This window comes from Photobacterium sp. GB-50 (genome assembly GCF_003026755.1).
Lineage (GTDB): Bacteria > Pseudomonadota > Gammaproteobacteria > Enterobacterales > Vibrionaceae > Photobacterium.
The window spans coordinates 59,201-78,284 of the sequence record NZ_PYNX01000020.1 but is presented as its reverse complement, the minus strand read 5'-3'; the positions used below and the strand labels follow the sequence as shown (position 1 = coordinate 78,284).

16 protein-coding genes are annotated in these 19,084 nt (G+C 42.9%); 7 read left to right on the top strand and 9 right to left on the bottom strand.

The features are described from left to right. Positions 1–492: 492 nt before the first annotated feature. From hemG to C9J41_RS18385, 3 genes are read right to left on the bottom strand one after another with little or no spacing between them, the layout of a single operon-like run. Positions 493–1,029, bottom strand: coding sequence for a menaquinone-dependent protoporphyrinogen IX dehydrogenase (gene hemG, locus C9J41_RS18395; RefSeq protein ID WP_107291267.1), 537 nt, complete (start codon positions 1,027–1,029; stop codon positions 493–495). Positions 1,030–1,039: 10 nt separating this feature from the next. After that, positions 1,040–2,497: a TrkH family potassium uptake protein gene (locus tag C9J41_RS18390; RefSeq protein WP_107208109.1), complete on the bottom strand. Its 1,458-nt coding sequence runs from the start codon at positions 2,495–2,497 to the stop codon at positions 1,040–1,042. 34 nt (positions 2,498–2,531) lie between these two features. Beyond that, the gene (locus tag C9J41_RS18385) at positions 2,532–3,158 is read right to left on the bottom strand and encodes a YigZ family protein (protein WP_107247607.1); all 627 of its coding nucleotides are present in this window, start codon (positions 3,156–3,158) and stop codon (positions 2,532–2,534) included. A 266-nt stretch (positions 3,159–3,424) separates the two neighbouring features. Between C9J41_RS18385 and fadB the strand changes: the two genes are divergently transcribed. The 3 genes from fadB to C9J41_RS18370 all read left to right on the top strand — a co-directional run bounded on the left by fadB (position 3,425) and on the right by C9J41_RS18370 (position 8,000). Further along, positions 3,425–5,593 (top strand): fatty acid oxidation complex subunit alpha FadB, encoded by a 2,169-nt coding sequence (gene fadB / locus C9J41_RS18380; RefSeq protein ID WP_107247608.1) that lies wholly within the window; start codon positions 3,425–3,427, stop codon positions 5,591–5,593. Positions 5,594–5,609: 16 nt separating this feature from the next. Then, positions 5,610–6,776 carry an acetyl-CoA C-acyltransferase FadA gene (gene fadA, locus C9J41_RS18375; RefSeq protein ID WP_107208106.1) on the top strand — a complete coding sequence of 389 codons (1,167 nt, stop codon included), beginning with the start codon at positions 5,610–5,612 and terminating at the stop codon, positions 6,774–6,776. Between the two features lie 243 nt (positions 6,777–7,019). Beyond that, entirely contained in the window at positions 7,020–8,000 is a 981-nt protein-coding gene (locus C9J41_RS18370; protein WP_105061244.1) for an MDR family oxidoreductase, read from the top strand. A gap of 58 nt (positions 8,001–8,058) precedes the next feature. On the opposite strand, the gene C9J41_RS18365 is transcribed toward C9J41_RS18370, so the two are convergent. Beyond that, positions 8,059–9,003 carry a LysR family transcriptional regulator gene (locus C9J41_RS18365; RefSeq protein WP_107208105.1) on the bottom strand — a complete coding sequence of 315 codons (945 nt, stop codon included), beginning with the start codon at positions 9,001–9,003 and terminating at the stop codon, positions 8,059–8,061. Between the two features lie 117 nt (positions 9,004–9,120). After that, the gene (locus C9J41_RS18360; RefSeq protein ID WP_005372235.1) at positions 9,121–9,300 is read right to left on the bottom strand and encodes a hypothetical protein; all 180 of its coding nucleotides are present in this window, start codon (positions 9,298–9,300) and stop codon (positions 9,121–9,123) included. 141 nt (positions 9,301–9,441) lie between these two features. On the opposite strand from C9J41_RS18360, the gene tusA reads away from it, so the two are divergent. Continuing rightward, positions 9,442–9,690 carry a sulfurtransferase TusA gene (gene tusA, locus C9J41_RS18355; RefSeq protein WP_005372237.1) on the top strand — a complete coding sequence of 83 codons (249 nt, stop codon included), beginning with the start codon at positions 9,442–9,444 and terminating at the stop codon, positions 9,688–9,690. A 99-nt stretch (positions 9,691–9,789) separates the two neighbouring features. Here tusA and C9J41_RS18350 read toward each other — a convergent pair whose 3' ends face one another. The 3 genes from C9J41_RS18350 to C9J41_RS18340 all read right to left on the bottom strand — a co-directional run bounded on the left by C9J41_RS18350 (position 9,790) and on the right by C9J41_RS18340 (position 11,745). Further along, positions 9,790–10,035 carry a hypothetical protein gene (locus tag C9J41_RS18350; protein ID WP_199187142.1) on the bottom strand — a complete coding sequence of 82 codons (246 nt, stop codon included), beginning with the start codon at positions 10,033–10,035 and terminating at the stop codon, positions 9,790–9,792. A 168-nt stretch (positions 10,036–10,203) separates the two neighbouring features. Next, the gene (locus C9J41_RS18345) at positions 10,204–10,761 is read right to left on the bottom strand and encodes a TMEM165/GDT1 family protein (protein WP_107208103.1); all 558 of its coding nucleotides are present in this window, start codon (positions 10,759–10,761) and stop codon (positions 10,204–10,206) included. 294 nt (positions 10,762–11,055) lie between these two features. Then, positions 11,056–11,745, bottom strand: a complete 690-nt coding sequence (locus C9J41_RS18340; RefSeq protein WP_107247611.1) for an OmpA family lipoprotein — start codon at positions 11,743–11,745, stop codon at positions 11,056–11,058. Positions 11,746–12,039: 294 nt separating this feature from the next. Between C9J41_RS18340 and glyQ the strand changes: the two genes are divergently transcribed. From glyQ to C9J41_RS18325, 3 genes are all read left to right on the top strand, one after another. Continuing rightward, entirely contained in the window at positions 12,040–12,951 is a 912-nt protein-coding gene (gene glyQ / locus C9J41_RS18335) for a glycine--tRNA ligase subunit alpha (protein ID WP_005372243.1), read from the top strand. A 9-nt stretch (positions 12,952–12,960) separates the two neighbouring features. After that, on the top strand, positions 12,961–15,030 hold the full coding sequence (glyS, locus tag C9J41_RS18330) for a glycine--tRNA ligase subunit beta (RefSeq protein WP_107261418.1): 2,070 nt from the start codon (positions 12,961–12,963) through the stop codon (positions 15,028–15,030). Between the two features lie 280 nt (positions 15,031–15,310). Further along, positions 15,311–16,558 (top strand): valine--pyruvate transaminase, encoded by a 1,248-nt coding sequence (locus C9J41_RS18325; protein ID WP_107208100.1) that lies wholly within the window; start codon positions 15,311–15,313, stop codon positions 16,556–16,558. A gap of 89 nt (positions 16,559–16,647) precedes the next feature. On the opposite strand, the gene gyrB is transcribed toward C9J41_RS18325, so the two are convergent. After that, entirely contained in the window at positions 16,648–19,065 is a 2,418-nt protein-coding gene (gene gyrB, locus C9J41_RS18320; RefSeq protein ID WP_107208099.1) for a DNA topoisomerase (ATP-hydrolyzing) subunit B, read from the bottom strand. Positions 19,066–19,084: the final 19 nt, after the last annotated feature.

The following is a 19,084-nucleotide window of genomic DNA, read 5'->3' as shown; positions in this document are numbered from 1 at the left end:
CAGCGTTCAATCTGAGCCATGATCAAACTCTTCAATTAAAGTTTTTGTGGTCTTTCGACCGGCTCAATGAATACTGTTAAAATACCGCTAACTAGAAGCTAGTTAGGATATTTGAATTGACTGTGCCGATATTTCTATCGTTTTGGTCACTAGTATCATTGATAAATCTTTCGACTTAACTTTTCAACGAGTGCCCACACAGATTGCATGGTCAAATTATTAAAGAACAATCTTCAGCGAAACTAAAACTTTTAAACGTTTCAGGCTTTCGTTGAAGTGGATGGCCATTCTAGCGAAATAAGCTGTCGTGTCAAACACTTTTTTCAACTTATTTTATTAAATCTTTCATCCTATCGTCACTTCCCGAAATCCTTACTGGAAGCCGTTATCGCGTCGATGTGGCGGCATTATAGAGACAAAATGAGGCTTAGCAAGCAATAATTAACTTTTCTTTTAAAAAAGAGCACGTTAGTTCAAAAAGCAATCAACTCCCTATTTTTCATTCCGTTGCTGCATAAATTGCGTAGCAAAATCGCTCACTTTATTCCAATCCGTGTATTCCACCTCTTTCGTCGTATCCGTTTCTCCACCTGTGATTTTCATAATTAACTTAATCATTGTGCGATCAAATAAGTTATAACGGGGATATCTTAGTGCGCCAGCAAAAACGCCGATTAACACAGGATGCCATGGTGACTTAATTAAGAACTTCTTAATATAAGCACTGCCCTCTGGCGTATCTTTGCCTTCTTTACGTGCAGTAAGATTCACACAGAAAAAAGCAACATTATATTGTGACAGTTCTTGTTGGTATTTATTGATAAATCGATACAGTTTCTTATTGAAGTGACCATAGCGAATAGAGGCGCCAACAAGCACACGATCATACAAATTAAAATCAACATTGGGCTCACTATGAATGTCTACATAGTCACAGTGGTACTGTTCACCTAATTGTTGCTCAATATGATTTAAGATTTTCTTAGTTTGCCCTTCACAACTCGAATGCAGCAACAATACCTTTTCCATAAGTGCTCCTTTAGTTACGCCAGAATGTCGGCGTAAATAAAACTAATAATGTAAAGACTTCTAATCGACCAAATAACATCGCAATAATTAATATCCATTTTGCGGAATCATTAACTTCACCAAAGTGGACAGCGACTTCTCCTAAACCGGGGCCTAAATTATTAAGTGTGGCTGCAACAGCTGAGAATGCAGTCAGCTCATCAAGCCCGGTCGCGATTAATGCCAACATGCAAACCACAAACACTAAGGCATAAGCCGAGAAAAAACCCCATACAGCATCAACGACTCGCTGAGGTAATGCTTTATTACCTAACTTAATCGTGTAAACCGCACGCGGGTGAACAAGACGTTTTAATTCACGTACACCTTGCAAAGAAAGTAGTAAAATTCTTATCACTTTCATACCGCCACCCGTTGAGCCTGCACATCCTCCTATAAATGAAGAGAATAAAAGCAGCACCGGTAAGAAAAGCGGCCAGTCAGAAAATCCTGTGGTCGTAAACCCTGCGGTCGTTGAGATAGATACGGTTTGAAATAACGCCTGATCAAACGCCGTAAAATAGGAATCATAAGGGCTATGTTTGAGTAATAAACCAAAGCAGATACCAAATAAAATCACCTGCGCACCGAGAAATGCGCGAAACTCAGGATCACGCCAATAGGTTCTTAAGTGCACACCACCATTACCGAAGGCTGCAAAGTGCAAAGAAAAATTACACGCTGAAATTAAAAGAAACACCACGGTGATCATATTAATCGTGGGACTATTAAAATACCCGATACTGGCATCGTGGGTAGAAAAACCACCAATAGCGATAGTTGAGAAACTATGTGAGATAGCATCAAAAGCTGACATCCCTGCTAACCAAAATGCGAGTGCGCAAGCAATAGTTAAGGCAAGATAGATATACCACAAGGTTTTTGCTGTCTCAGCAATACGCGGCGTCATCTTACTGTCTTTTACCGGTCCCGGAATTTCTGCTCGATATAACTGCATCCCACCGATACCCAGTACGGGTAAAATGGCGACAGCAAGTACGATGATCCCCATACCACCAAACCACTGTAATAACTGGCGATAAAACAAAATCGCTTTAGGCAGATAGTCAAGGCCGACAATAACGGTCGCTCCTGTGGTTGTCAGCGCGGAAAATGATTCAAAAAAGGAGTCTGCGACTGACAAATCAGGTGTTTTAGATAATAAAAATGGGATTGCACCGGCACTACCAATAACCACCCAAAATAAGACAACAATAAGAAAACCGTCTCGAGCTTTTAGTTCATGGCGATGTTGTCGGTTTGGTAGCCACAATAAGCCACCACCTGTAATAAGAATAAAAAACGTCACGACAAACGGGAAACCCGCACCATCACGATAGATCAATGCCACCAGTGCAGGGATAAGCATGGTGACACTAAATAACGCGAGCAATAGCCCGACGATTCGAATAATTGAACGAAATTGCATGGCCTAAGCGGCTCTCACCTTAATATGGAAATGATTATGTATCTGAAGCCGAGCCTACAATGATGCGCCCGCCACTACGATTGGTTAATTTGGCACGAAACTCTTCCACTATACGATTATCTAGCTCTATCTGCATAGTGACTTGATTACCATAATCGGCATGTAACTGAGTGCCATTGTATTCACTTAATAATGCTTCAACTAAAGACACTTGATTATATTCACAACTCAAATGCAATGTTGAAGTGATCACTTTTTCTTTTGTTTCGAGTAATGTCAGGGCTTGCTGTACCCCACCACCATAAGCTTTTACTAACCCACCAGTACCTAAACGAATACCACCATAGTAACGTGTTACAACAGCGGTCATTTCACCAACACCAGAGCCTGTTAGCTGTGCCAATATCGGCTTACCAGCGGTGCCTGATGGTTCGCCATCATCACTAAACCCCCATTTCATTGAGTCACTCGGGCGACCAGCGACAAATGCCCAGCAATTATGGCGCGCATCATGGTGACGCTCTTTAATTTGCTGTACGAACAGTTTCGCAGCCTCAATATTAGGGGTATGCGCTAAATAAGTAATAAAGCGACTTTTCTTGATCTCTTCTTCAAATATCACTTCTGCAGTAGGAACAAGATAAGGTTCAGAATTCGACATTATTTACGCCTTAATGATAAAGGGGTGGCAGGATACCACATTCCTCTCTATCTCATAGTGCTGTCGTTAACACCCTGTTATTACGCCATGCGTCAACTCACACCTTGTCTTGAAGTTGAGTCATTCATCATAAATGTTAAACAAATGTTTAAATTAGTGTTTGAATTTGTTTCTTTTAGGGTTCACACTTAGTTTATACCTACAACAGGTCAAACCAGTTAAATCAAACCAAATCCAGCGTAGACTGGAACATATGGAGATAGAACATGATTTACCAAGGTGAAACCCTATCCGTTAGCTATCTGGAAGATGGTATTGCGGAGATCAACCTTAATGCTCAAGGCCCAGTGAATAAATTCAATATTTCGACACTGGAAAGCTTCAATCAAGCACTTAATGCGTTGTATCAACAACCCGATTTAAAAGGGGTAATTATTACCTCAGCAAAAGACGCCTTTATTGTCGGTGCGGATATTACTGAGTTTCTCGGACTATTTGCCAAGCCAGAACAAGAACTCTCACAATGGCTTTCTCATGCCAATGACATTTTTAATAAGCTTGAAGATCTCCCTGTACCGACGCTTTCAGCCATTAATGGTTATGCGTTAGGCGGCGGTTGTGAGTGTGTACTTGCTACAGATTTTCGTGTTGCTGATACTAAAGCGCGTATTGGTCTACCTGAAACAAAATTGGGGATCATGCCAGGCTTTGGTGGCACAGTAAGACTGCCGCGTTTAATTGGTGCTGATTCAGCAATGGAAATCATTACCGCAGGTAAAGATAAGAAAGCACAAGACGCTTTAAAGTTGGGACTGGTTGATGCTGTTGTTGAAACTGACAACTTAAAGTGCGCCGCACTGGCAATGATAAAAAGTGCGATTGAAGGAAAACTAGACTGGCAACAACGTCGAAAACAAAAACAAGCACCGCTTTCGCTTAATAAAATAGAAGCGACTATGAGCTTCTCGACAGCCAAAGGTATGGTCGCCAAAGTCGCTGGTAAACATTACCCTGCACCTATGGCTGCTGTGGCGACTATCGAACAAGCCGCACGATGCGCTCGAGATGAAGCATTAGTGATCGAAAACCAGCATTTTGTTCAATTAGCCAAAACCGATGTTGCTCAAGCATTGGTTAGCATTTTCTTAAACGACCAATATATTAAAAGCCAAGCCAAAAAAGCGTCAAAATCAGCAAAACCGACAGAGCACGCCATGGTATTAGGCGCAGGTATTATGGGGGGTGGTATCGCCTATCAATCAGCGCTAAAAGGCACGCCTGTTTTAATGAAAGATATTGCTGAAGCTTCATTGAGCTTAGGCATGAATGAAGCGGCCAAGCTGTTAAATAAACAACTTGAGCGTAAGCGTATTGATGGTTTAAAAATGGCTTCCGTTCTGTCATCCATTACTCCGAGTTTACATTACGCTGGCGCAGACAGTGTCGATATCGTAGTGGAAGCTGTCGTTGAAAATCCAAAAGTAAAAGCGGCGGTATTAGCTGATGTTGAAAACCAAGTGACCGACGACACCGTGCTTGCTTCAAATACCTCAACTATTCCAATTAACCTACTAGCCAAATCACTTAAACGCCCTGAAAATTTCTGTGGCATGCACTTTTTCAACCCCGTTCATCGCATGCCATTAGTTGAGATCATTCGCGGTGAAAAAACATCGAAAGAGACCATTGATCGCGTTGTCGCTTATGCTGCGAAAATGGGTAAATCACCAATTGTTGTTAATGACTGCCCAGGGTTCTTTGTGAACCGCGTGCTCTTCCCTTACTTTTCTGGCTTTAGCTTATTGCTTAAAGATGGGGCTGATTACATTCAAATCGATAAAGTCATGGAAAAAGAGTTTGGTTGGCCAATGGGTCCTGCTTATCTACTCGATGTTGTCGGTATTGATACGGCGCATCACGCGCAAGCAGTCATGGCAGAAGGTTTCCCTGATCGTATGGGGAAAAATGGTAAAGATGCCATTGATGTGATGTTTGAAGCACAGCGTTTCGGTCAGAAAAACGGCCATGGTTTCTTTAGCTACTCTATCGATCGTAAAGGTAAACCGAAAAAAGCCGTGTCAGATAAGACAGAAGCACTTCTCGCCCCTGTTTGCCAACCAAATACAGCGTTTACCAGCGACGCTATTATCGCTCGTATGATGATCCCTATGATTAATGAAGTGGTGCGTTGTTTAGAAGAAAACATTATCGCCACACCAGCCGAAGCCGATATGGCGTTGGTGTACGGTTTAGGTTTCCCACCATTTAGAGGTGGTGTGTTCCGTTACCTTGATAGCTTAGGGCTTGCCAATTATGTTGCACTGGCCGATCAATATGCCGAATTAGGTGCATTGTATGAAGTACCAAAAGGACTACGAGAAAAAGCCACTAAAGGCGAAACGTACTATAACCATACCACTAACCTGAACGCTTAAGGATGAGGGCATCATTATGAATAACGTTGTAATTGTTGATTGTATCCGCACCCCGATGGGACGTTCAAAAGCTGGGGCTTATAGGAACGTTCGCGCCGAAGATCTTTCCGCTCATTTAATGAAAGGTTTGCTTGAGCGCAACCCACAACTCGATCCAAACAATATTGAAGATATTTACTGGGGCTGTGTGCAGCAAACCTTAGAGCAAGGTTTTAATGTCGCACGTAATGCCGCACTCTTAGCAGGCATTCCCCATTCTGTTGGTGCGACAACGGTTAATCGCTTATGTGGTTCATCAATGCAGGCGATACATGATGCAACCCGCGCAATCATGGTTGGTGACGCGAAAACGTGCATTATCGGTGGCGTTGAACACATGGGACATGTACCAATGAACCATGGTGTTGATTTCCACCCGGGTCTGTCAAAATCCGTTGCAAAAGCGGCAGGTATGATGGGACTAACCGCTGAAATGCTAGGTCGAATGCATGGTATCAGTCGAGAAATGCAAGATGCCTTTGCTGCACGCTCTCATCAACGAGCTTACGCAGCCACAGTTGAAGGACGTTTTAATAACGAAATACTCGCCACTGAAGGTCACGATAGCGATGGGATTTTAAAGCGCTTTGAAACCGATGAAGTTATTCGTCCTGAAACCACCGTAGAAACCTTGAGTCAGCTTCGCCCTGTTTTCGATCCCGTTAATGGTACGGTTACCGCAGGTACCTCTTCGGCCTTATCTGATGGTGCATCTGCTATGTTATTAATGGATGAGCAACATGCTCGTGATTTAGGGCTTCGTATTCGTGCGCGCGTAAAATCGATGGCCGTTGCAGGCTGCGATCCTTCGATTATGGGCTATGGCCCAGTACCTGCCACTCAAAAAGCACTCAAACGAGCGGGCTTAACCATCGATGACATCGGAATGATAGAACTCAATGAAGCCTTTGCAGCGCAATCGCTCCCTTGCGCAAAAGACTTAGGTCTACTCGATAAAATGGATGAAAAAGTCAATCTCAATGGCGGTGCGATTGCACTTGGGCATCCTCTTGGCTGTTCAGGCTCTCGTATTTCAACCACATTAATAAACTTAATGGAAAGCCATGACGTTGAGTTTGGTTTAGCGACCATGTGTATTGGTCTTGGCCAAGGCATTGCGACCATTTTTGAACGCGTAGAATAATAGACACGCTTCTGACACAAAAAGCTTACCCTCACGGTAAGCTTTTTTTATTCTCGCTATTTATTTTTTATATTAGGGATATACTCAATCAGACTATCTACCTAAAAGATAAAAGACGATTTCAACGAATATATGCTAGGTGTACATAGATACCATGATTAAGTTTCATTTTATTCATCACTAAAAGTCGATATACACTTATCTTACATTCACTGTCGAACATGAATTTACCGGAGCATTGCTATGTTTAAAGCACTCGTACTAGAACAAGAAGATAAAAAAACAATTGCAGGTATTCGTCAGCTAGAAACATCAGAGCTTCCTGAAGGTGATGTATTAATTAATGTTGATTACTCTTCACTGAATTACAAAGATGGTTTAGCGATCACCGGTAAAGGTCGCATTGTTCGTCAATTCCCAATGGTTCCAGGTGTCGATCTAACGGGTACTGTCGCTGAGTCTTCAGATAACCGTTACAAAGCTGGTGATAAAGTTGTCTTAACTGGCTGGGGTGTCGGTGAAGGTCACTGGGGTGGCATGGCAGAAAAAGCACGCCTAAAAGCAGATTGGTTAGTACCGCTACCTGAAAAATTCGATGGCAAGCAAGCCATGATGATTGGTACTGCAGGCTTAACAGCAATGCTTTGTGTACAAGCGCTTATTGATGCTGATGTAAAACCAGAAGACGGTGAAATTTTAGTTACAGGTGCAAGTGGCGGTGTTGGCTCTGTTGCTGTGACTTTACTTTCTCAACTAGGCTACAAAGTAGCGGCAGTGACAGGTCGCGCAGAAGTTAATGGCGACCTACTGAAAAAGCTTGGCGCAACAACAATTATTGAGCGTAGCGTATTTGAAGAGCCTGCTCGCCCATTAGATAAACAACTATGGGCTGGTGCTATTGATACTGTTGGTAGCAAAGTATTGGCAAAAGTATTGAGCCAAATTAACTACAATGGTGCGGTTGCTATTTGTGGTCTTGCTGGCGGCTTTGATTTACCAACAACAGTAATGCCATTTATTCTTCGTAACGTTCGCCTACAAGGTGTAGATTCTGTAATGTGTCCGTTCGAGAAACGTCAACAAGCTTGGCAACGTCTATCTGAAATTCTACCAGCAAGCTACTTTGAACAAGCTTGTCGCGAAGTAGAACTTGAAGAAGTTGCAGAATGTGCTGAAGCGATCACTAATGGTCAAATCACAGGTCGTGTCGTTATCAAGCTTTAATCGATAACCCCACACCAACTAAGAAGGTCAGTCATTGTGCTGGCCTTTTTGTTATCTGCTATTTTATTAAGCCCATATCCAGGATCCGCGAATCAATCAGCCGACTACACTCTTCTTTTATAATATTACGTAGCCATATTTGCGATGCTGAATGCTCACACCGTGAATGCCAAATAAGAGAGTAATCAAACGGTTTAAACTCAAACGGCAGCGGTTTAACCACCAAGTCATAACGTTCTGCGACTAAATACGCGAGATCGGCAGGAACGGTAATAATCAGCGGCATGATCTTGAGCACCGCTAATGCGGCTTCTAAGTGGTATGCCCGTAGCACCAATTTAAGTTCAGGGTAGCCACGCAACTCATCATCAATTAATGACTTAACTCCATCACTAATCGCTATCATGGCATGAGGGTACGTCAGGTAATCATCAAACGTTAAGGGCTTATTAGCTAACGGGTGATCGGATGCTATCAAGCAAAACACACTCACTAAACCAAGTTGCTGATGACAAAGTGAATCAATATCTCCAACAGGGCGACAAATTGCCATGTCACAACCGTCACTGGTTAATTGCCCCAATAGGTGATCATGTTGCAGTGGTGCAAACTCTAATGAGATATGTGGCGCTTCTTGATAAATTCGCGGCAAAGCAAAAGGCAAAATGGTTTGCATCGCATAGTCTGTTGTCGCAATTTTGAACCGCTGATCACACTGGCTAGGTTGAAAATCATTAGGCGTTAATAAAAGACGTAACGACTCCAAAGGGTCATTTAACAGCTCATTGATCTCTAATGCTCGTTGAGTTGGAATTAGTGCCTGCCCCTGTCGGGTAAATAAGGGATCATGTAATAAATCACGTAATCGACCTAACACACGGCTCATGGCTGATTGGCTTAAATTCAAACGAACAGCTGCACGACTAACGCTTCCTTCATCCAAAAGAACTTTCAGTGCTACCAACAAATTTAAGTCACGACGATAAACTTCTTCTAGTTCCATCAGGCTCTCAGGGACTCGGAATTAATCAAATGTGACAATATTATGAGGGGATAGATAAAAAAAATCCCGCTTTAATCGCGGGAAAACCCAAGATGATGGGTGTTGGTTATGAATAAATTAGTTTTCTTCTTCCAATTCAGCATCGCTGGTCAATTCAAACCATAATCCAAGAGCCGCTGAAAACAGGCCGCCAATAGCAAAAATGCCCATATCATTTGAACTGGTTAACATGATGGTGCAGAACGAGATAAAACACAGCACGGCATAAATTGTCAGTCTATCCATTGATGTCAGCATACTACTTCCCCCTAATCCTTCAGAAAGAAAAGTTAATAACTTGTTAATTACGTTACACAGTATATCTTGATTTGCCAAGTGTTATTGATTAATTCTTGTCCATAAGTATGATCTACCACTTACTAATTAGATGTGTATGTTATGACTGCTATTTTTGATAATCCGACCCACAGCCTAGAAGCGCAAGGACTACGCTGCCCTGAGCCTGTGATGATGGTTCGTAAAACGGTAAGGAAAATGGCCGAAGGCGAAACCCTATTGGTATTGGCTGACGATCCGTCAACGACACGCGATATTCCCAGTTTTTGCCGCTTTATGGATCACACACTGCTTGCCGCAGAAACAGAAAGCGTTCCTTATCGCTTTTTGATCCAAAAAGGCACCAACTAAGCACTGACAAAAATACCAAAATAAATAACAAAAAAGGCAGCCCTTTAAATTAGGCTGCCTTTTTAATTACTATCACATTATCTCTAACGTGAAAGAACACTACACATCATTCATTTTTTGACGTAATGCTGCTAACTCATTATGCAAATCACGTATTTCTTTTTTAAGCGGTAAGACATAACGCAATCGAACTAATGAATCTAACGCCAGATATAAGGTAACAAGCGCCCCTACTACCATAGGAAGCCACATGTCCGTTAAGACCATACCAAAGATATTCAGCACCAATGCCAAGTGAAATAACCAACATTGGCTTTTCAGCGATAGCGCGAGAAACTGAGCCATACTCCCTCCTGCAATTACAGCAAAACGAACCAATGACATAACTTCATTTACTCTAGCATGAGAGAATTAACGCTTCATATCGTGCTATCACACTTCATCATAATGAAACAAAGCACTGACTCCTGCTAGGCAATAAAGTCATGTTTCACATGAAACGATCAGTGATATCTACATACCAAACGCAGCACCTGCAGCTAAGAAAATAAAGAGCGCAGCAGTAATTTTACGTATCAGTCCTAGCGGCATTTTTTCAGCTGATAACTTACCAATAAGAACCACGGGAACATTGGCCAACAACATTCCAATCGTCGTACCAAGCACAACCCACATTAGTGCATCATGGTATTTCGCCCCTAGCATCGTCGTAGCGATTTGGGTTTTATCACCAATTTCCGCGATAAAGAACGCAATAAAACTGGCAATGAAAGGGCCTCGATTTGATAATTTTTCTTCATCATCGAGTTTATCGGGAATTAAGATCCAGCCAGCCATTAAAATAAAACTCACCACTAACACCCACTTTAAAATATTCGGCGTTAAGTAATCAGCAATAGCGACACCAAGCCATGCAGCTAATGCATGATTAACGATAGTCGCAAGAAAAATGGCACAAATAATGGGAAAGGGTTTGCGATATCGACTGGCTAACAGTAGGGATAAAAGTTGGGTCTTATCACCAATTTCGGCTAAAGCAACAGACGTAATAGAAACAGCTAAAACACTCACAACATACTCTCTGGGGCGGGAATTATTGATACCAATAGCAAAACATACACTCCCACCCCGGTTTGTGTTGTTTGCCGTTGGTCTTGCCAAATTTATCGCGCTGGATAAATCATAATTACCACGAAGATTTTGCTTCGATTATGTTGATAATTATCTCGCAAAGTGCGAGAGGCTACTCCCCAAAGGAAAGCTAAGTGTAACAAAGAAAAGCGGGTATTTTAACCATTAATGATCATTCTATAGATACAAAAACGGTGAGCCAACGCTCACCGTTTGATCACGCTAAAGGTAAAATTAACCCAGTGGAGAAAGAATAATTTCTACACGACGGTTTTGCGCACGACCGTTCGCCGTACTATTAGAAGCGATTGGATTAGACTCACCACGACCTTGAGATACCACACGATTAGCATTCACACCTTGACGGATTAAGTAGTTAGCAACCGCATCTGCACGAACTTGAGATAGGCGAAGATTGTATGCTTCAGCGCCTTTGCTATCAGTGAAACCTAATACATTTAACTGTGTTTTTTCGTATTCTTTAGCCACAATCGCTACGTTATGCAGAGCATTCATCGCACGATCATTTAAATTTGCCTGATCAAAACCAAACGTAATTTCGTTTGGCATGTTAAGAATGATGTTATTACCATCACGGGTAACACTGATACCTGAAGATGCTAATTGCTGACGTAGTTTCGCTTCTTGCACATCCATGTAGTAACCAATACCGCCACCAAGTGCAGCACCAGCAGCAGCGCCAATCAGAGCACCTTTACCGCGGTCGTGCTTGCTTGAAGAAGCAACACCAATTGCAGCTCCAGCAAGTGCACCAATGATTGAGCCACCAGTGCCTTTCGCTGTTTGTGATTCACCTGTGTATGGATTTACAGTTGAACAACCAGCCATAGTTACAGAAGCCACAACAGAAAGTACTGCAGCGCGCACCCACTTTTTAGATGCCATTGCTTGAATTTGAGCCATCTTTTTTAAGTATCCGTATACTCGATCCGAAGATCGAAAAAATTGAAATTTATGCTACTAGGCCATTAAACCTAATAATACTTTTTATGTATTGTAATCAACAACGGTATATGAGGCATCAAAAGAATGTAAAAATTCCCTTAATGCAAAATAAAAAAGGAGAAAAGCTGGAAGAATTTTGGTAAATCCCCCAACAGATGTGTAAAAAACACGCACTGCCCCTACTCGCCTCAGGGTTGGCGAGGTATACTGGATTATTACTCTTTTTAATCCACTAATCTCGCGAAGCTGACAATGCAGAAATACGATATTAAAACCTTTCAGGGCATGATCCTCGCGCTGCAGGATTACTGGGGCCAACAAGGTTGTACTATTGTGCAACCCCTAGACATGGAAGTGGGCGCAGGTACTTCTCACCCAATGACATGTTTACGTGCTCTAGGTCCAGAACCAATTGCAGCAGCGTATGTACAACCATCTCGCCGACCAACTGACGGTCGTTACGGCGAAAACCCTAACCGTCTACAGCACTACTACCAGTTCCAAGTGATGCTAAAACCATCGCCAGACAACATTCAAGAACTGTACTTAGGCTCATTAGAAGTACTCGGTATCGATACTAAAGTGCACGACATCCGTTTTGTTGAAGACAACTGGGAAAACCCAACATTGGGTGCTTGGGGTCTAGGCTGGGAAGTTTGGCTAAACGGCATGGAAGTAACACAGTTTACTTACTTCCAGCAGGTTGGTGGCCTTGAGTGTAAACCTGTAACAGGTGAAATCACTTACGGTATCGAGCGTCTTGCGATGTACATTCAGAACGTTGATTCTGTTTACGACCTAGTATGGACTGATGGTCCTTTAGGCAAAGTGACGTATGGTGATATTTTCCACCAGAACGAAGTTGAGCAATCAACGTACAACTTTGAGCACGCTGATGTCGACTTCCTATTCACATTCTTCGATCAATGTGAAAAAGAATCAATCAAACTACTAGAGCTAGAGCAACCACTACCGTTGCCTGCTTACGAGCGTATTCTAAAAGCCGCTCATGCATTTAACCTATTAGATGCACGTAAAGCGATCTCTGTAACTGAACGTCAACGTTACATTTTGCGTATTCGCAACGTAACTAAACAAGTTGCTGAAGCTTACTACGCATCTCGTGAAGCACTTGGCTTCCCAATGTGTAAAAAAGACAAGTAAGGGATCGCCATGACACATAAGAATTTCTTAATCGAACTCGGTACGGAAGAGCTACCACCAACAGCACTACGTACCCTAGCAGAAGCTTTTGCTGCTAACTTTGAAGCTGAATTAAAAGCCGCAGATCTTCCTCATGATGGTATCAAATGGTATGCCGCTCCTCGTCGTTTAGCCCTTAAAGTAACGGGTCTTGCTGAAAACCAGCCAGACAAAGTGGTTGAAAAACGTGGACCTGCGGTATCAGCAGCATTCGACGCTGACGGAAACCCAACCAAAGCTGCTCAAGGCTGGGCTCGCGGTAATGGTATTACGGTTGATCAAGCAGAGCGCATGGTTACCGATAAAGGCGAATGGTTACTGTTCAAGCAAGAAGTCAAAGGCCAACCCGCCCAAACACTACTACCTGAACTGGCTGCTGCTGCACTGGCTAAACTACCAATCCCACGCCCAATGCGTTGGGGTGATAAAGAAACTCAGTTTATCCGTCCAGTGAAAACACTGACCATGCTACTGGGTGACGAGCTAATCGAAGGCACTATCTTAGGTGTCGCTTCTGCACGTACTATCCGTGGTCACCGTTTCATGGGTGAAGCTGAATTTACTATCGACAACGCTGATCAATACCCTGCTATCTTAGAAGAGCGCGGTAAAGTAATGGCTGATTATGAAGCGCGTAAAGCGATCATTTTAGCTGATGCAAAAAAAGCAGCTGAAGCTGTTGGCGGTATTGCAGATCTTGAAGATGATCTGGTTGAAGAAGTGACCTCTCTTGTTGAGTGGCCTGTGGTACTAACAGCATCTTTTGAAGAGGAATTCTTAAAGGTTCCTTCTGAAGCTTTAGTTTACACCATGAAAGGTGATCAGAAGTACTTCCCTGTCTACGATACGGAAGGCAAACTTGTGCCTAAGTTCATCTTCGTATCCAACATCATCTCTAACGATCCAAGCCAAATTATCTCAGGTAACGAGAAAGTGGTTCGTCCTCGTCTAGCGGATGCTGAGTTCTTCTTTAATACTGACCTTAAGAGCAAGTTGATTGATCGCCTGCCTCAACTAGAGACTGCGATTTTCCAAAAGCAATTGGGTACAATTAAAGACAAGACAGATCGTATTACTGAGCTTGCTGGCTACATTGCAGACAAGATCGGTGCTGATGTAACTAACGCAAAACGTGCTGGTCTACTGGCGAAATGTGACCTAATGACATCTATGGTATTTGAATTTACAGATACGCAAGGTGTAATGGGTATGCACTATGCACGTCATGACGGCGAAGCTGAAGATGTTGCACTAGCACTTAACGAGCAATACATGCCTCGTTTTGCTGGCGATCAACTTCCAAGCACACCTGTATCATCAGCCGTGGCTATGGCTGATAAACTAGATACGATTGTAGGTATCTTCGGTATTGGTCAAGCACCAAAAGGTAGTGATCCCTTCGCACTTCGTCGCGCATCGCTAGGTGTATTACGTATCATCGTTGAAAATGGCTACGACTTAGACTTAGTTGATCTAGTCGCGAAAGCGCACTCACTATTTGGTGACAAGCTAACCAACAACAACGTTGATTCAGATGTCATTGAGTTTATGCTTGGCCGTTTCCGTGCATGGTACCAAGATGCAGGCTTTAGTATTGATGTTATCCAAGCTGTGCTTGCGATGCACCCAACTCAACCAGCCGACTTTGATAAGCGTGTTAAAGCGGTAAGCCACTTCCGTGAGCTTGATGCTGCTGAGTCACTAGCAGCAGCGAATAAGCGTGTTGGTAACATCCTTGCGAAGTTTGACGGTGAGCTCCCAACTACAGTTGATAACAGCCTACTTGTTGAAGCTGCGGAAAAAGAGCTAGCTGAAAAAGTTGAAGCGGTTGTAACAGCCCTTGAACCTGTCTTTGCTACTGGCGATTACCAAACAGCACTGACAGAGCTTGCTTCACTTCGTGAGCCTGTCGATGCATTCTTCGATAACGTAATGGTGATGGCTGATGACGAAAAACTTAAAGTTAATCGTCTAGCACTACTTAACCTACTACGTAACCAATTCTTGAAAGTAGCAGATATCTCTCTACTGCAAAAATAAGGTTACTGACGTTATTAAAAACCACGCTCCGGCGTGGTTTTTTTTCGCCTTGATTCTGCTGTATCTTATCTATTGTTTCATGTGGAACATCTTTTTACTTATATTAAATACGCGTACAACCACCTTGATATACAGTGAAATCCACAGCACCGACCATCACCAACCGATAATATTTCAACTTTTTCTGAACCGAACAATACGTTATGTTACGCTCAATAAGCCATCATATTGATAGCACTTACATCAAGAACTAAATATCGACACTGAGGTTGTAAACGTAATGGACTTTTCGCGCTTTGGTAATAAGTTTGCAGGTGATTCTGGGATCACTCTATTAATGCAAGATCTCAACAATGGACTCACCAATCCCAATGCCATCATGCTCGGTGGTGGAAATCCAGCGCAAATCCCAGCCATGAATCACTACTTTACCGAGCTATTAAAAGACATGGCAATTACAGGTGAGCTTACCGCGTCGATGACTAACTATGATGGCCCACAAGGTAAAGATCGCTTTCTAGATGCGCTTGCTGCACTGTTACAGCAACAATACGGTTGGGAAATTAGTTCGAAAAATATTGTCTTAACCAATGGCAGCCAAAGTGCATTCTTTAGTTTATTTAACTTGCTGGCAGGTGAATTTGAAAATGGCAAAAAGAAGAAAATATTACTGCCGTTATCGCCAGAATACATTGGTTACGCAGATGCCGGTTTAAGCCCTGATATGTTTATCTCGTACCAACCTACAATCAGCATGTTGGAAGATGGCTTTTTTAAATACCATGTCGATTTTAGCAAACTCGTCATCGATGACAGCATCGCAGCAATTTGTGCCTCTCGTCCTACTAACCCGACTGGCAATGTACTTACAGATAAAGAAATTGAACATTTAGCAGCACTGGCTAAAGAGCACCAGATCCCATTAATTATCGACAATGCTTACGGCTTACCCTTCCCTGATATTATCTTTGAAGAGGTAACACCGTTTTGGGATAACAACACCATTCTGTGCATGAGCTTATCCAAACTTGGGTTACCCGGTGTCCGATGCGGTATCGTGATTGCCAATGAAGCCATGGTTACTGCTTTGTCTAACATCAATGGTATCGTCAACTTAGCGCCTGGTAGTATTGGCCCTGCGGTGGCAACGAAAATGATCCACCAGCAAGAACTATTACCACTGAGCCAAAACGTGATTAAGCCGTTTTATCATCAGAAGGTGCAACGCGCCGTTGAATTACTGCGCCAAGCTATCCCCGATCCTCGATTTAAAATTCACAAACCTGAAGGCGCTATCTTCTTATGGCTATGGTTTGAAGATTTACCGATCACCACGAAGGTACTGTATCAACGCTTAAAACAACGTGGCGTACTGATCGTGCCTGGTGAATATTTCTTTATCGGATTACAAGATGAGTGGGCACATAGCCATGAATGCTTACGCATGAACTATGTCCAAGATGATGAAGCAATGCAGCGTGGTATTACGATTATTGCAGAAGAAGTCGCTAAAGCTTACGCAGAATAACCGCTTTTTAGTTAATATGAATAAATAAAAAACGCCGCTATCACTAGCGGCGTTTTTATTGAGCTTGAAAGCCAAACTATACGTTTGTGCTACACGTCAAGGTTAGCAACTTTCAGTGCATTCTCTTCGATGAAGTTACGACGAGGTTCAACCTGATCACCCATTAGACAGGTAAACAGTTCATCTGCGGCAACCGCATCATTGATCGTTACTTGCATCATGCGACGAGATTCAGGATCCATCGTTGTTTCCCAAAGCTGCTCTGGGTTCATTTCACCTAGACCTTTGTAGCGCTGTAGAGAAAGACCACGACGTGATTCTTTGTTCAGCCACTCCAACGCATCTTTAAAGCTTGAAACCGCTTGCTTACGCTCACCACGTTGAACAAATGCAGTATCATCAAGTAAACCGTTTAATGCTTCAGAAAGATCAGCGATCTTCGCGTACTCTTTTGAATTCAGTAAATCAAAGCTGAGTAAGTATTCGTGATCAACACCGTGAGTACGAACCACAACTTTAGGTAGGTACACATTGTTTTCTTCATCACGGATGACTTCGAAGCTGTACTGACTTTCACCAGATTGTTTAGCATTAAGTGCCGCAATCAATGGTGTTAACCATGCTTCTACTTGTGCTTCTTCAGCCATCATCTCTGTACTTAAACGAGGTTGGTATACAAACTCATTTAACATCAATGATGGGTAGCGACGACTCATACGCTCAATTAACTTCATACCCGCATTGTATTGAGTAACAAGACTTTCTAATGCTGTACCCGTCATTGCTGGTGCGCCATCATTGGCAAACAATGATGCGTTATCCAGTGCCAATGTCGTTTGGTACTGGTTCATATCTTCATCATCTTTAATGTATTGCTCTTGCTTACCTTTCTTCACTTTGTAAAGTGGTGGCTGAGCAATATAAATGTGACCACGTTCGATCAGCTCTGGCATTTGACGGTAGAAGAAGGTCAATAGTAGCGTACGAATGTGCGAACCATCGACGTCGGCATCGGTCATGATGATGATGTTGTGGTAACGCAGTTTATCTGGGTTGTACTCGTCACGACCAATACCACAGCCCATTGCCGTGATAAGTGTTGCCACTTCTTGTGAAGACAGCATCTTGTCGAAACGGGCTTTTTCTACGTTAAGGATCTTACCTTTAAGCGGTAGGATTGCCTGATTTTTACGGTTACGTCCCTGCTTGGCTGAACCGCCAGCAGAGTCCCCTTCCACAATGTAAAGTTCAGATACTGCAGGATCTTTTTCCTGACAATCTGCAAGTTTACCAGGAAGACCTGCTAAATCTAATGCGCCTTTACGACGTGTCATTTCACGGGCTTTACGTGCCGCTTCACGCGCGCGTGATGCATCAATGATTTTGCTACATACGGTTTTAGCATCACTTGGGTTTTCTAATAAGAATTCCGCCAGCTTTTCGTTCATTGCAGATTCAACAGCCGCTTTGACTTCACTTGAAACTAGCTTATCTTTGGTCTGGCTAGAGAACTTAGGATCCGGCACTTTAACAGAAACAACTGCAGTTAAACCTTCACGTGCATCATCACCCGATGTCGCTGCTTTCGCTTTCTTCGAGTAGCCTTCTTTATCCATGAACGAGTTCAGCGTACGTGTTAACGCACCACGGAACCCCGCTAAGTGCGTACCACCATCACGTTGAGGGATGTTGTTCGTAAAGCAGTAAATATTTTCTTGGAAACCATCGTTCCACTGCATCGCAACTTCAACTGAGATACCGTCATCACGCTCACTATCAAAGTGGAAAACCTTCGGATGAATTGGCGTTTTGTTACGGTTTAAGTGCTCTACGAATGCGCGAATACCACCTTCATACATGAAGTGATCTTCTTTACCTTCTTCACGCTCATCACTTAAGTTGATTGATACGCCAGAGTTTAGGAATGAAAGCTCACGTAAACGCTTTGCTAGAATATCGTAGTGGAATTCAATATTGGTAAAGGTGTCTTCACTTGGCCAAAAGCGGATTCGTGTACCGGTTTTTTCAGTATCACCGATCACAGCCAATGGCGCATCAGGTACACCATGACGGTACACTTGTTGGTAAATGTGGCCACCACGTTGAATAGTTAGCTCTACTTTTTCAGATAAGGCGTTAACAACTGATACACCTACACCGTGTAGACCACCTGATACTTTGTAAGAGTTATCATCGAACTTACCACCGGCGTGAAGTACCGTCATGATAACTTCTGCTGCTGATACACCTTCTTCTTCATGCATCTCGGTTGGAATACCACGACCGTCATCGCTTACCGATACCGAACCATCTTCATGGATAGTAACAATGATATCTTCACAGTGACCAGCAAGAGCTTCATCGATAGAGTTATCGACAACCTCAAAAACCATGTGGTGCAAGCCAGTACCATCATCGGTATCACCGATGTACATTCCTGGGCGCTTACGTACCGCATCGAGGCCTTTAAGCACCTTAATGCTTGATGAATCGTAATTATTGGACATTGAGTTACTCTCGCTTTAA